Origin of the sequence: Photobacterium sp. GSS17, assembly GCF_028621875.1 — a bacterium.
GTDB lineage: Bacteria > Pseudomonadota > Gammaproteobacteria > Enterobacterales > Vibrionaceae > Photobacterium > Photobacterium ganghwense.
The window spans coordinates 2,396,559-2,409,741 of sequence record NZ_CP117517.1 but is presented as its reverse complement, the minus strand read 5'-3'; the positions used below and the strand labels follow the sequence as shown (position 1 = coordinate 2,409,741).

The window sequence follows — 13,183 nt, the reverse complement described above, 5'->3', positions numbered from 1 at the left end:
GCTGACACGTGGATAGTGCCAGCACATGCAAAGGGTCACACCCGCTCAGTACTCGATTTTGGGTGTCACGCTGCTGAGACGGTTGGTCCGGTCGTGGGCGGGGGCTGAAAAATGGCTGTCGAGCAGTTTCTGGGTCAGTGGATGTTGAGGGTTGTTGAAGACCTCCAGAGTCGGGCCTTGTTCGACCACGTCTCCGGTCTGCATGACCATAACCTTATCGGTGAAGTGTTTGATTACTCCCATATGCTGTGACACATAGATGTAGGACAGCCCCATCTCTTCCTGCAGTTCCAGCAGCAGGTTGATGATTTGCGAACGCATCGACATATCCAGACCGTTCAGTGCTTCGTCTGCCACGATGATACAAGGCTGAAGAATCAGTGCCCGGGCGAGAGAAACCCGCTGTTTCTGGCCGGTTGCCAGCATTTGTGGGTAAAAGTACGCATGTTCGGGTAACAGGCCAACCCGTTTCAGGGTCTCCATGATTCGACGCTCACGTGCCTGCGGGGTCATCTGGGTGTTTCGTTTTAATGGTCCTTCCAGGATCTTACCAATCTGAATGCGCGGGTTCAGGGAGGTGTTGGGATCCTGAAAGATCATCCGGATCAGCTTGCAGCGGGTCTGGTAGTCACGGTGAGCCAGTGGTTCGCCGTTGACACGAATAATCCCTTCGGTTGGCTCGACTACACCGGCCAGCATTTTGGCCAGTGTTGATTTGCCGGATCCGTTTTCACCGATGAACGCGATGGTTTCACCGGCTTCCAGCGAAAAGGAAACCGGTTTCACCGCTTCAATAGTACGACGATGAAACAGGCCTGAGCGATAGTGGTAATCTTTTTTGAGGTTCTCGACCTCTAGCAGCGCGCTCATTTATTGGTTTCCTCCATATTCAGCGGGAAGTGGCAGCTGAATTTATGGTTTTTAATCTTCCGTCGCTTCGGTACTTCGACGCATTTGCGCTGGGCGTGCGGGCAGCGGGGGCCCAATCGGCAACCAATCGGTAAGTGCTGCAACGGTGGGATCGAGCCGGGCAGGGTTTCCAGCTTACTTTTGTGCGGCAGGATATCGAGGTTGAAATCCGGCATCGCGCGCAGCAGGGCTTCGGTGTATGGATGATGCGGCGATTCCAACAGTTGCTGGCGGCTGCCGGACTCCACAGACTGGCCGCAGTACATCACGGTGATGCGGTCGGCCCACTGGGTTACGGCACTCAAGTCATGACTGACCAGCAAAATGGTGGTATTGCCGAGTTGGTTCATCCGGCTGAGCAGACGGAAAATCTGTGCTTGCGTGATCGGGTCCAGGTCATTGGTCGGTTCATCGGCAATGAGCAGGCGCGGGCGGTTAGCAATGGCCATGGCAATCATGACTTTTTGGCACTCACCGTCCGTCAGTTCGTACGGATAGCTGCGCATGACCCGGCGGTGCTCTTTAATCCCGACTTTATGGAGCAGGGCAATCGCCTGTTTTTGACGCCAGTGGAAGCGTTGCCAGAAATGTCCGTTGAAAGAGGACGATGGAATCGCTTCTTCCAACTGCGCCCCGACGTGCTCGCTGGGATCCAGACACGATGACGGTTCCTGGAAAATCATCGCAATTTCCCGGCCAACAACCTTTCGGCGCTCGCGTGGTGACAGGGCCAGCAGATCAATATCTCCCAGACGCAAACGGTCTGCGCTGACACGCCAGTTGGCTTTGGTCACCCCGGCAATCGCCTTGGCAACCAGACTTTTTCCTGACCCTGACTCACCCACAAGACCGCGGACTTCACCTTCATTGATGGTTAGGCTCATCCTGTCAACAGCTTTGACCATCCCTTGTGGGGTGTCGATTTCAATCGTCAGGTTTCGAATATCTAACAGTGGCATTAGTCAATCCCCGCATTAATGGCCTGGCGGAGTCCTTCTCCTACTAAGTTTACCACTAACACACTGAAGGTAATGGCCAGACCCGGTAATGTAACAGTCCATGGGGCCAGATAAATCAGTTCAATCGAATCGCCCAGCATGGCTCCCCACTCTGGCTGCGGTGCCTGAGCACCCAGCCCGAGAAAACCCAGGGCGGCAATATCGAGGATCGCGATGGAAATCGCACGCGTCAGCTCGTTGGTCAGCACGGTCAAAATATTCGGCAGTATCGAGTTATACAGCAGGTAGAAGTTATTGGCGCCGTCCAAACGGGCCGCGATGATATAGTCTTTTTCTACTTCGGTATGCACTGCCAGGTATACCGCGCGGATAAATCGCGGGATCAGGGCCAGCCAGATAGCAAGCAGGATGTTCACTTCCCCCGGCCCCATGTAGGCTACAACGATAATGGCGAGTAGCAGGGAAGGGATAGACATTACGGTATCCAAAACGTGGTTCAGGAAGCTGGATTTCAGACCCTGAGTCATCCCGGCCAGAACGCCAATCAGAATACCGATCACGGCAGAGGCCAGCGCGATGAGCACGGCGTAGCCGAACGTGAGCTGTGAGCCCAGAATCAGGCGGCTGAGAATATCGCGACCCAGATCATCGGTGCCGAAGAAAAATTCCACATGGCCGCTTGGATCCCAGGAGGGCGGCATCAATAGCTCACCAACCTGGCTGGCCGGCGCATACGGAGCCAGCAGCGGGGCCGCCAGCGTTACCAAAATCAGTAAAATAAGGCACCAGAAACCAAAAAAAGCGATCGAATTGGCGCGGAAGTTTTGCCAGGCGCGCTCCCATTGCGTCGGGATCTTGGTTTCCTGGTAAATGTTATTTGATAGCATACCATTCCTTGCGCACAAGCGGGTTAACGAAGGCACCAGCCAGATCAGACAGAATATTGGCCAGCAGGATAAAGCTGCCAACCGTTATTACGCCAGCCTGAATCGCCACATAGTTTTGCGCCGAAATGGCATCGAGCAGCCAGCGGCCGATGCCCGGCCAGTTGAAGATAGACTCGGTCAGCATGGCAAAGGTCATCATGGTCGAAAACTGCATCCCCAACTTAGGAATAATCGGCGGAATGGCGTTGCGCAGCACGTGGCGAGTGATGATTTCAAACATCGACAGACCCTTAGTTTGCGCGACTTTGATAAAGTTCTGATCCATCACATCCGAAACTGACGCCCGGGTCAGGCGAATAACTTCGGTGGTGGGTGCCATGGCCAGTACCAGAGTGGGCAGGATCAAATGGCTGATGACGTTCATCAGTGCTTCGGCGCGATAAGGCTGTGGCGACAGCATCACGTCGAACAGGGCAACCCCCGTCACCGGTTCAATTTCGTACAGCAGGCTGAACCGACCGGAAACCGGCAGCAGGCCCAGCTTCAGCGAAAACAGCATAATCAGCAGCAACGCCAGCCAGAACAGCGGAATTGAGTAGCCGACCAGAGTCACGGAGGAGATCACTGTGTCGATGAACCGGCCCCGTTTAACTCCGGCCAGCGTGCCCAGCGGAATCCCCACGACCAGAGATAAAATGAAGGCAAAGAAACAGAGTTCCAACGTCGCCGGAAAAACTGCGATCACTTCTTGCACAATAGGCACACCTGCCTGATTCATACCGAGGTTGCCAAAGCGCAGGTTATCCAGGTAAATGAACCAGCCCGACCAGAAAGAGCGCACGCTCCAGAAAGATTCAGGATCCAGGCGGAGAATACTGTAGCCAATCAGGGTTAGGATCAGCATGGTAATGATGAACAGGTTTAACCGTCGAATCGTATAAATAAACATACTAGTTTTCGTTCCGGTATACAGTCGAGAAAGAACGGGTGCCAAACGGGCTCATCTGCAACCCGCTCAGTGAGCGGTGATGAACCTGGAAATGGACGCCGTGCGCCAGCGGAACAATGGGAACTTCCTTATCCAGAATATCCTGAGCGACGTGGTAATAATCCAGTCGTTGATCCAGTTTTGTGGTCCGGGAGGCAAGCTCCAGCAGGTTTTCAAAATCCAGATTACACCAGTTGGCGACGTTCAGACCGGCCTGTTTGGCATCGCAGGAAAGCAACGGACGCAGGAAGTTATCCGGATCGCCGTTGTCGGCAATCCAGCCGGCCAGAATTAAATCACTGTTGGCTTTATCGATAGTGCTGAAGCGACGAACCGAATCCTGCGTGATGATGTTCACTTTCACCCCAATGGCATTGAGGTCAGCCTGAATCAGTTCTGCCGTTTTGCGTGGACTCGGGTTATACGGACGTGGCTCAAGCGGTACCCACAGACTGAGCATCAGATTTTTCTCGTACCCGGCTTCTTTGAGCAGGGCCTGAGCCCGCTCCGGATCGTAATCGAGCGCCTGACTGTTATGGTTATACGCCCAGGACATTGGCGGCAGCAGGCTGCGCGCTTTAGTACCGGTACCGTAGTAGACGGAATTCAGCAGATTTTCCCGGTTGATGGCGTGATTGATAGCCTGACGTACCCGAACATCTTTCAGTTCCGGCTGATTTGTATCGAGCGCCAGAAACGCCACGTTCATGCCGGTCTGGGCATTCAATTCGTAGTTGTCGTTATCGCTGATCACCGGTAACTGGCTGGCAACCGGTGACGACAAGACATCACACTCACCGCTGAGCAATTTAGCCAGACTGCCGGTCCCCCGCGAGGCGATATCGAAAACAACCTGTTCCATTTCTGCCTGACCCTGCCAGTAGCCCGGATGGCGTTTCAAACGGACAAAATCATTTGGCTGATAGCTGTAGAGCGCGAACGGACCGGTGCCAATCGGTTTGCGGTCAATTTGATCCGGCTTACCGGCACGCAGCAGGCTGGAAGCATATTCCGCCGAGTGGATAACGGCGTAGGTGGTTGCCATGTTCGCCAGAAAGGCGTTATCCGGGCGCTTCAGGTTAAAGCGCACGGTATAAGGGTCGAGAATTTCTATCTCTTCTATCAGGTTGGCAAAGCCCTGGCTGTCAAACCAAGGGTAACGTCCGCCGGAGACCGCGTGATAAGGATGATTCGGGTTGATGACCCGTGAAAAACTGAATGCGACATCCTGCGCGTTAAACTCGCGGGTCGGGGTAAACCAGGGCGTGGTCTGAAAGGTGATGCCTTTTCGCAGCTCAAACGTGTATGCCAGACCATCTTCACTGATAGTCCAGTTACTCGCCAGTGCCGGGGTCGGCTGGTGGCTGACCGGATCCAGCAACAGCAGGCGGTCAAAAATTTGCGCCGCCAGCGTATCGGCCGTCAGCCCTCCGTCAGTCAGTTGAGGGTTGAAGGTTGCCGGCGTATCTTGCCCGCAATATACAAAGCCGCGGCTGCGTATATTGCTGTCCTGCTGAGGGTCGCTGCAGCCAACCAGGCTGGCCAGGCTGACACACGCAAGCAGAAGACGAGTATAAGCGCTCATAAGATAAGAAATTTTCTGAAAACAAGGTTACAAATTTACCATTATCCCACTGACACACCAAGCCATCAGCCATAAATACCTGCCCGGGGCAGGTGTTTTATGATGGGAAAATCACCAATTGAGCAAAGTGGACCCGAAATTAAGTCTCATTGCTGCCAACCAGCTGATATTTTCTCAGCAGGCCTCTCAGTTGATGGTAGCTTAAGCAAAGCAATTCAGCGGCTTTCCGCTGATTAAACTGGCTTTGTTCCAGCGCTTTTTGGATCAGTTCAACTTCCTGATCCTGCTGCCACTGGCGAAAGTCCAGGGGCAACTCCGGCGTATGGGATACTGACAGCGTGGAAAACAGCGCCGACGGGGAAGCGAGGTCAGCTGGTTGAGTGGTTGCTGCATGAGCCTCAGTTTGTTTTGTGCTCGGTGACAAGGATTTGTCGTGCCAGGGCGCATGGAACGGGTCGAGTATAACCTCATCAACTGGCTCATCTTCCAGACCGTGGCGAAAGACAGAGCGTTCCACCACGTTTTTCAACTCCCGGATATTCCCCGGCCAGCTGTAGTCCTGCAGCATCGCTTTGGCGTGCCGCGTGAAACCGGCAAAATAGCTGTAGCCCAGCTCCCGACACATTCTTACCGCGTAATGTTCGGCGAGGGGCAGAATATCGTCCTGACGCTCCCGTAAAGGGGGCAGGTGGATGATGTCAAAGGCCAGCCTGTCCAGCAGGTCCGCCCGGAATTTTCCGTCTTCAGCCAGTCGCGGCAGATTTTCATTGGTTGCGCAGATCAGCCGCACATTGGCCTGACAGGTCCGGCTGCCGCCGACCCGTTCATATTCGCCGTATTCAATGACCCGCAGCAGTTTTTCCTGCACGCCAAGGGGCGTCGTACCCAGCTCATCCAGGAACAGGGTGCCGTTTTCTGCCCGCTCAAACCGTCCCTGATGGCGGCCTTTTGCTCCGGTAAAGGAACCTGCTTCGTGACCAAACAGCTCGGAATCAATCACCCCGTCGCTCAGGGCGGCACAGTTGAGTGAAACCAGCGGCTGATCCCAGCGTCGGGACAGATAGTGAATACGCTGTGCAATCAGTTCTTTACCTGTGCCTCGTTCGCCAAGAATCAGCACTGGGCGATCCAAAGGGGCCAGACGTGATGTATGATCGAGAACAGTGAGAAACGCCTCGGACTCTCCAATCAGATTATCAGGTTTTCGCATGGTCAATCTCGCTAACTATTGGCGTATATCCTCAGACTTTAGCACCGCTATAGAATGGGTGAAAGCATAAGTTTATGATATTTAATGAAATTAAAAGTTGGCACAGTTGTTGTACTAACTGATGTAAGCTTGAGACATGAAACCATGCAAGCGACAGCATAACAAGCTGACTACTTCGCATATTCAACAACTGGAGAAAATGATTATGGGTATCTTTTCACGCTTTGCTGATATCGTAAACGCGAACGTTAACTCTTTGCTAGATAAAGCAGAAGACCCGCAAAAAATGATCCGCCTGATCATTCAGGAAATGGAAGACACACTGGTTGAGGTACGCACCTCTTCCGCCCGTGCCCTGGCCGACAAGAAAGAACTGCAACGTCGCATTCAGGCCATCGAATCTCAAAGTGCTGACTGGCAGCAAAAAGCCAGCCTGGCACTGGAAAAAGGCCGTGAAGACCTGGCCCGCGCCGCGCTGATTGAGAAGCAAAAGCTCAATGATGTGGCGCTGACACTGAACGAAGAGTACAAGCTGGTTGAAGAGACCATTAATAAGCTGAGTACAGAAGTGGCGGAACTGGAGCGCAAGCTGCAGGAAACCCGAGCTCGTCAGCAGGCACTGGTAATGCGTCATAAGACGGCCGACACCCGCCGTGATGTTCGTCGTCAGCTGGATACCAGCAAAGTGGACGAGGCAATGTCGAAGTTTGAGCAATACGAGCGTCGTATTGACGAGATGGAAGCCGAAGCCGACAGCTACAGCATTGGCCGTGGCAAGAGTCTGCAAGACGAGTTTGCTGATCTGCAAGCCCAGGATGACATTGAAAAAGAACTGGCGCGCATGAAAGCCAACCTGAAGGACAAAGAGTAATTCAACGGTCTGAATATCGCTTGGTATGATATTCGGTGTGGCAATCCTATTAAAGTAACTGACTGAATCTGCGCGAAAAGGAGAAAAAAATGTCTATGGGGTTTATTGTTGGTCCGCTCATCGTGTTTATGATCTTTGTAGCCCCGTTGTGGCTGATCCTGCACTACCGCAGTAAAAAACATGCGGGTGAAGGATTATCCGGGGACGATCACCAGAAACTACAGGAGCTGGTGGCGCGTGCAGAGCAGATGAAAGATCGGATTGTGACACTGGAGCAGATTCTGGATGCAGAAGCGCCGCAATGGAGGCACAAGCAATGAATAAGACCCTTTACCGAGATCCCAAAAACGGCAAACTTGGCGGTGTGTGTGCCGGTATTGCCGAATATTTCGGGATGGAAATCTGGCTGGTTCGGATTCTGACGGTGTCAGCATTCCTGCTGGGGGTCGGATTCTTTGTCACCCTGGCGTATTTTGCAGCCTGGTTATTTCTCGACAAAATGCCGGAAGAGCGTGAGCAGCAACATTCGGTATACCGGGAGCATCATGTGAAGCAGAAGGCATGGCAGGCCGGTCAGCCAGCGGGGCAGATTTTGCGAAATGTCGAAAGTGAACTCAATGGCATGGAGCAGGAACTGCGCAAGATGGAAGCCTACGTCACGTCAACCGCCTTCAAGGTTGATCGCGAATTCCGCAACCTGTAAGCGTTCGGGTGGTTAAAAGCAGGCGAAAGCCTGCTTTTCTGTTTGTGTATGTTCTGTCCCGCCGTTTGTTTTCTGGCTTGACACTCTTTTCTGGCTATCGCCAGAGGGTGACGGATTCCAGTTTGCTGACTAACCGATAATTTGAATGATCCTTTTATTAACCTGAACTACTGATTCATCCCAGGTTAATCAACGCTTTATTATTATCTTCTCCGCTAAATGTTTGAATCAGGAATTGCTATGAACCGATTTGGCAGTGAGTTAAACAAACTTGTTAACCGTAGTCTGGACCGTCATGTCCGGTTGGCGGTAACGGGTCTGTCCCGGGCCGGGAAAACCGCATTTATCACATCACTGGTGAATCAGTTGATGCATGTCAGTACTAACCCCCGGCTACCGTTGTTTTCAGCTGTGCGGGAAGGCTATTTGCTGGGAGCCAAGCGCGTGCCGCAAGTAGACATGCATGTTCCGAAATTCGGGTATGAAGAAGGGATGAATGCCCTGCTGACCAGTCCGCCGGCTTGGCCGTCGCCGACCCGGGATGTGAGTCAGATTCGTCTGGCATTGCGTTACAAGCCACAAAAAGGGCCACTGAAGTTGCTGCAGGATACCGCCACGCTTTATCTCGATATTGTGGATTACCCGGGGGAATGGCTGCTCGATTTACCGCTGCTGGACATGGATTTTGTGGCCTGGTCGCGTCAGCAGGCGCAGGTATTGAAAGGAAAACGGGAAGAGCTGGCGCACAACTGGCTGGCTGAGGGTGAACAGTTTGATCCGCTGGCTCCGGCTGATGAGGCGCTGATTGAACGTATTTCGGCCCGTTTTACCGAGTACCTGTTTAAGTGTAAGGCCGAAGGGGGCCTGCACTGGGTGCAGCCCGGCCGGTTCGTGCTGCCCGGTGAACTGGCTGGTGCGCCGGTTATTCAGTTCTTTCCTATGGTCTGGTTTGATAAAGTCACTGAGCAGCAACTGGCAGAGGCGGGCGAAGACACCAATGCCGGCATGCTGAAAAGCCGTTACCGCTACTATCAGCAGCATGTCGTCAAAGCGTTTTATAAAGAGCACTTTGCCAAGTTTGACCGGCAAATCATCCTGGTCGACTGCCTGCAGCCGCTTAACACCGGGCCGGAGTCGTTCAATGATATGCGGCAGGCTCTGGATCAACTGATGCAAAGCTTTCGTTATGGCCGCAGCTCGTTGCTAAAGCGGCTGTTTTCGCCTCGGATTGATAAAGTGCTGTTTGCTGCGACCAAAGCGGATCATGTGACCCCGGAGCAGCACCCGAATCTGGTGAGTTTGTTGCAGCAACTGGTTAATGAAGCCTGGCAGACCGCTTCTTTCGAAGGCATTCAGATGGATTGCCTCAGTCTGTCGTCCATTCAGGCGACGGAGCCCGGTTTTGTTGACTATCAGGGGCGTCAGGTGCCGGCGCTACGTGGCCACACCTTATCCGGCGAAGCCAAAACCCTGTTTCCGGGAGACGTACCGCGTCGCTTGCCGTCAGATGAATTCTGGCAAAGCAGTGAATTTGATTTTCTTAATTTCCGACCATTGGTGGCGCAGAGTGACGAACCGCTACCGCATATCCGGATGGACAAAGCCCTTGAATATCTGTTGGGGGACAAATTGCAATGAATAACAAATATCAGGGAAAAATCGTTTTTGATGAACCGGCCGATGCATCATCGACGGATAAGCCAAAAAGGGCAGAACACGATTTAACTGCCGCGATGCAATTTGCTGAGCAGGAGACGTTTCTGCCGGAGCAGGCCTCGTCGGCCGCATCGGTTGAGAAGGCGCTGGAAAAAACGTTGTCAGCTCGTCCTAAACGGCGGACACGCTGGCTGAAAGGTCTGCTGGCCGGTACCGCTGTGATGATTGGCTGGCAAACGGTCGACTATGTTGTGACGGCGGTTCAGAGCGGTGACTGGCTGAGTCTGGGCTGGAGCCTGCTGGTGGCAGGCGTAGCCACGGCTGGTATCACTGCGCTGGGGCGCGAGTTTGTCAGTCTGCGCCGGTTACGCCAGCGCCAGAGCGAACAAGAGCAGGCTCAGGCGATGCTGGAAGCCGATGGTATCGGTCAGGCCAAAGGTTTTTGTATGCAACTTGCTCGCAAGGCGCGGATTCAGGAAGAGCACGCTGGGTATGATCGCTGGATGCAATCATTAGCAGCCACGCATAATGATCGTGAAGTTCTGCACCTGTATGACCAGATGGTACTGGCACATCAGGACAAGCTGGCTCGTCAGCTGGTTACCCGCTATGCCACGGAAGCGGCGGTCATGGTTGCGGTCAGTCCGCTGGCAGTGGCAGACATGCTGCTGGTGGCCTGGCGTAACTTCCGCCTGATTGAGCAAATCTCAGCAGTATATGGCATTGAGCTGGGTTACTGGTCACGGATCAGGCTGGTGAAGCTGGTACTGGCGAATATGGCGCTGGCAGGGGCAAGTGAGGTGATTATTGATAACAGTATGGATCTGCTGTCGATGGATCTGGCCGGGCGGATGTCGACCCGAGTTGCACAGGGCGTGGGCGTGGGCCTGTTGACCGGCCGACTGGGGCTGAAGGCAATCAGCCTGATGCGGCCAATGCCATGGCTGTCGGACAATCAGCCGAAACTGAATGATATCCGGAAAGATTTAGTCCGCCGTCTGGCTGGGATGAAAGAAAGCAGAGAAAAATAATGAAATTGAGCGCACCGTCATTATTCACTGTCTTGACTGCATGGAAGGGAAGACGCAAACTTCATGGTGTCAACAATTCCTGACACCTTGGAAGAGAAGAATATGAGGCTACAAGTCTTTTGTGAAGACCGACTTGGTATAACCCGTGAGTTGCTGGATATCTTGAGCAGCCGGAAAATTGACTTACGTGGGATTGAAATTGATCGGGTAGGGATCATTTACCTCAATTGCCCTGAAATTGAATTCGAGCAGTTCAGTCAGCTGATGTCGCAGATTCGTCAGTTGGACGGGGTGACGGATGTTCGCAAAATTCAGTTTATGCCGACTGAACGTGAGCACAAAGAGCTGAAAGCGCTGCTTGAAGCTCTGCCGGATCCGTTCTTCTCTATCAGTTTGCAGGGGAAAGTTGATCTGGCCAACGATGCCGCTGAAATGGTGCTGGGCAAAAGCCGCAATGAGATTGTGGGCGAAAATATCCATGCGCTGCTCGGCTTTAACGTCCACCAGTGGCTGGAAAAAGAGAGCGCCGGGAAACGCAGTGAGCTGATTGTGCTGGCGGGTATGGACTACGTCATGGAAGTGATGCCAGTCTATGTGGCTGACGAAAGTGAAGAGCAGGTGCTTGCCAGTGCGGTGATCCTGCTGAAATCCCTGTCTGAAGCCAAAATGCCACTGGCTATGCGCAAGCTCAGCGGTGATAACGGCTTTGAGCATCTGGTCGGCCAGTCTTCACGTTTTAAGCAGCTGATATCACAAGCCAAGAAACTGGCGATGCTGGATGCGCCGTTACTGATTCAGGGCGAAACCGGCACCGGAAAAGAAATGCTGGCGCGCGCCTGCCATCAGCGTTCCCTGCGCCGTGATAATCCGTTCCTGTTGGTGAACTGCATGTCGATGCCAGACAATGCTGCGGAAACTGAACTGTTCGGTATGGCGGCGACGGCCACGGAGCCGGGCAAGAAAGGGATTTTTGAACAGGCTGATGGCGGTACGGCTTTCCTGTATGAAGTCGGGGAAATGTCAGAGCACCTGCAGATCAAACTGCTCAGATTCCTGCAGGACGGCAGTTTCCGCCGTGTCGGTGAAGAGAAGGAAGTGAGGGTTAACGTCCGGGTGATTTGCTCGACCCAGAAGAAGCTGCCGGATCTGGTGGCTGCCGCACAGTTCCGTGAGGATCTTTACTATCGCCTGAACGTCCTGTCGCTGGTGGTGCCGCCACTTCGTGAGCGGACAGCTGATATTGTGCCACTGGCCGAGCTGTTCCTGTCTCAGTTTGCTCAGGAACTGCAACAGGCCAAACCGGCCATCTCGCCGGAGGTCGCTCAATATCTTAGCCAGTACGCCTGGCCGGGTAACATCCGTCAGCTGCGCAATGTCTTGTTCCGTGCCATGACTCAACTGGATAGCGGTGAGATGCGGGTGGAAGATGTCCAGTTACCGGAAAATGAGTCCACGACGGTCATCAGTGAAGAAACGCTGGACGGTTCGCTGGATGACATTATGAAGCGTTATGAGTCCGGGATCCTGACCAGTCTGTATCGCAGCTATCCGTCTACCCGGAAACTGGCGAAGCGCCTCGGGGTTTCGCATACGGCTGTAGCAAACAAGCTGCGTGAATACGGAATCAACAAACACTAAGAGAGAGTTTAAGGCGTTGCGAGTGGTGCAGCCCGCTAGCTAACGACTCAATCGGTGATTTAACAGGGAGGCCATGGTGCCTCCTTGTTGTTTTTGGGCCTAATATCTTCCCAGCTTCCCAGCTTCCCAGCTTCCCAGCCTCTCAATCTCAAACCTCTCCATTTCAAAGACTCTCTGTCCGCAGAATGTAGCGCTGACCGCGGGTGAAAAGCCAATCTGCGATAAAACGCTATACCTGATGGACGCAGTCTAAATCAGGCTGACTTCCCCTTTTTCCAGTGCCTGAAGCTGGTCGATAAACCCTTTCCCGTACCGGCAGGAGCACTGCTTGCTGTGTTCGTATTTCACCCGGTGGCAGGGAATAATGATGGGTATCGGATTGACATTTTTCGCCATGCCGACCGCCATCATGGCACACGGTTGGTTGAGGCGAGTCGCCAGTTCCTGGTAAGAGCGATGATGGTTAAAGGGGATATCGCTAATGGCCTGCCAGACCTGGCGTTGAAAATCGGTACCCTGTGGGGCGAGGGGGAGGGTGAAGGTCTTACGTTTTCCAGAGAGATATTCGGTCAGTTGCTTGATATAAGGTGCCATAAAAACCGGGTGATGTTCCCAGTGACTGTCGGGCGTGAATCCGTCACTGGCAAGGATCAACTGTCGGAGCCCCTGTTCGTCAGCCAGCAGGTATATCTTACCCAGTACCGAGTTGATAGAGTCGTAATACATAGTCTTCACTGTGTTAGTTG

Annotated in this window: 13 protein-coding genes; 6 read left to right on the top strand and 7 right to left on the bottom strand. The window is 53.3% G+C overall.

Translation table 11 applies throughout. From position 1 onward, the window contains the following. Nucleotides 1–45: 45 nt before the first annotated feature. From PGW97_RS10735 to pspF, 6 genes are all read right to left on the bottom strand, one after another. Nucleotides 46–870: a peptide ABC transporter ATP-binding protein gene (locus PGW97_RS10735; RefSeq protein ID WP_047883354.1), complete on the bottom strand. Its 825-nt coding sequence runs from the start codon at nt 868–870 to the stop codon at nt 46–48. Then, nucleotides 867–1,868, bottom strand: coding sequence for a peptide ABC transporter ATP-binding protein (locus PGW97_RS10730; protein ID WP_047883355.1), 1,002 nt, complete (start codon nt 1,866–1,868; stop codon nt 867–869). Before PGW97_RS10730 ends, PGW97_RS10735 begins: the two co-directional genes overlap by 4 nt. Continuing rightward, nucleotides 1,868–2,755 carry a putrescine export ABC transporter permease SapC gene (sapC, locus tag PGW97_RS10725; protein ID WP_047883356.1) on the bottom strand — a complete coding sequence of 296 codons (888 nt, stop codon included), beginning with the start codon at nt 2,753–2,755 and terminating at the stop codon, nt 1,868–1,870. The genes PGW97_RS10730 and sapC overlap by 1 nt, the downstream gene beginning before the upstream one ends. Further along, on the bottom strand, nt 2,742–3,704 hold the full coding sequence (locus tag PGW97_RS10720; RefSeq protein ID WP_047883357.1) for an ABC transporter permease: 963 nt from the start codon (nt 3,702–3,704) through the stop codon (nt 2,742–2,744). The genes sapC and PGW97_RS10720 overlap by 14 nt, the downstream gene beginning before the upstream one ends. Before the next feature lies 1 nt (nt 3,705). Next, the gene (gene sapA / locus PGW97_RS10715) at nt 3,706–5,328 is read right to left on the bottom strand and encodes an ABC transporter substrate-binding protein SapA (protein WP_273857298.1); all 1,623 of its coding nucleotides are present in this window, start codon (nt 5,326–5,328) and stop codon (nt 3,706–3,708) included. Between the two features lie 139 nt (nt 5,329–5,467). After that, nucleotides 5,468–6,538, bottom strand: a complete 1,071-nt coding sequence (gene pspF, locus PGW97_RS10710) for a phage shock protein operon transcriptional activator (protein ID WP_217392728.1) — start codon at nt 6,536–6,538, stop codon at nt 5,468–5,470. 205 nt (nt 6,539–6,743) lie between these two features. On the opposite strand from pspF, the gene pspA reads away from it, so the two are divergent. The 6 genes from pspA (at nt 6,744) to tyrR (ending at nt 12,437) form a co-directional block, all read left to right on the top strand. Beyond that, entirely contained in the window at nt 6,744–7,409 is a 666-nt protein-coding gene (gene pspA, locus PGW97_RS10705; RefSeq protein ID WP_047883611.1) for a phage shock protein PspA, read from the top strand. Nucleotides 7,410–7,498: 89 nt separating this feature from the next. Beyond that, a complete protein-coding gene (gene pspB, locus PGW97_RS10700) occupies nt 7,499–7,729 on the top strand; it encodes an envelope stress response membrane protein PspB (protein WP_047883360.1) in 231 nt (76 codons plus the stop codon). Next, entirely contained in the window at nt 7,726–8,112 is a 387-nt protein-coding gene (gene pspC / locus PGW97_RS10695; RefSeq protein WP_047883361.1) for an envelope stress response membrane protein PspC, read from the top strand. The genes pspB and pspC overlap by 4 nt, the downstream gene beginning before the upstream one ends. Nucleotides 8,113–8,352: 240 nt before the next feature. Then, nucleotides 8,353–9,750: a YcjX family protein gene (locus PGW97_RS10690; RefSeq protein ID WP_273857297.1), complete on the top strand. Its 1,398-nt coding sequence runs from the start codon at nt 8,353–8,355 to the stop codon at nt 9,748–9,750. Continuing rightward, nucleotides 9,747–10,799, top strand: a complete 1,053-nt coding sequence (locus tag PGW97_RS10685; protein ID WP_273857296.1) for a YcjF family protein — start codon at nt 9,747–9,749, stop codon at nt 10,797–10,799. The genes PGW97_RS10690 and PGW97_RS10685 overlap by 4 nt, the downstream gene beginning before the upstream one ends. Nucleotides 10,800–10,901: 102 nt before the next feature. Further along, nucleotides 10,902–12,437, top strand: a complete 1,536-nt coding sequence (gene tyrR, locus PGW97_RS10680; protein ID WP_217392733.1) for a transcriptional regulator TyrR — start codon at nt 10,902–10,904, stop codon at nt 12,435–12,437. A gap of 249 nt (nt 12,438–12,686) precedes the next feature. Here the strand turns inward: tyrR and PGW97_RS10675 are convergent, their stop codons facing one another. Continuing rightward, nucleotides 12,687–13,163 (bottom strand): methylated-DNA--[protein]-cysteine S-methyltransferase, encoded by a 477-nt coding sequence (locus PGW97_RS10675; protein WP_047883364.1) that lies wholly within the window; start codon nt 13,161–13,163, stop codon nt 12,687–12,689. Nucleotides 13,164–13,183 lie beyond the last annotated feature (20 nt).

Excerpts from the sequence above, each read along its gene's own strand:
- pspC (WP_047883361.1), top strand. The coding sequence starts at position 7,726 with ATGAATAAGACCCTTTACCGAGATCCCAAAAACGGCAAACTTGGCGGT.
- sapC (WP_047883356.1), bottom strand. The coding sequence starts at position 2,755 with ATGCTATCAAATAACATTTACCAGGAAACCAAGATCCCGACGCAATGG.
- PGW97_RS10735 (WP_047883354.1), bottom strand. The coding sequence starts at position 870 with ATGAGCGCGCTGCTAGAGGTCGAGAACCTCAAAAAAGATTACCACTAT.
- tyrR (WP_217392733.1), top strand. The coding sequence starts at position 10,902 with ATGAGGCTACAAGTCTTTTGTGAAGACCGACTTGGTATAACCCGTGAG.
- pspF (WP_217392728.1), bottom strand. The coding sequence starts at position 6,538 with ATGCGAAAACCTGATAATCTGATTGGAGAGTCCGAGGCGTTTCTCACT.
- sapA (WP_273857298.1), bottom strand. The coding sequence starts at position 5,328 with ATGAGCGCTTATACTCGTCTTCTGCTTGCGTGTGTCAGCCTGGCCAGC.
- PGW97_RS10730 (WP_047883355.1), bottom strand. The coding sequence starts at position 1,868 with ATGCCACTGTTAGATATTCGAAACCTGACGATTGAAATCGACACCCCA.
- PGW97_RS10685 (WP_273857296.1), top strand. The coding sequence starts at position 9,747 with ATGAATAACAAATATCAGGGAAAAATCGTTTTTGATGAACCGGCCGAT.
- pspA (WP_047883611.1), top strand. The coding sequence starts at position 6,744 with ATGGGTATCTTTTCACGCTTTGCTGATATCGTAAACGCGAACGTTAAC.
- PGW97_RS10690 (WP_273857297.1), top strand. The coding sequence starts at position 8,353 with ATGAACCGATTTGGCAGTGAGTTAAACAAACTTGTTAACCGTAGTCTG.
- PGW97_RS10675 (WP_047883364.1), bottom strand. The coding sequence starts at position 13,163 with ATGTATTACGACTCTATCAACTCGGTACTGGGTAAGATATACCTGCTG.
- pspB (WP_047883360.1), top strand. The coding sequence starts at position 7,499 with ATGTCTATGGGGTTTATTGTTGGTCCGCTCATCGTGTTTATGATCTTT.
- PGW97_RS10720 (WP_047883357.1), bottom strand. The coding sequence starts at position 3,704 with ATGTTTATTTATACGATTCGACGGTTAAACCTGTTCATCATTACCATG.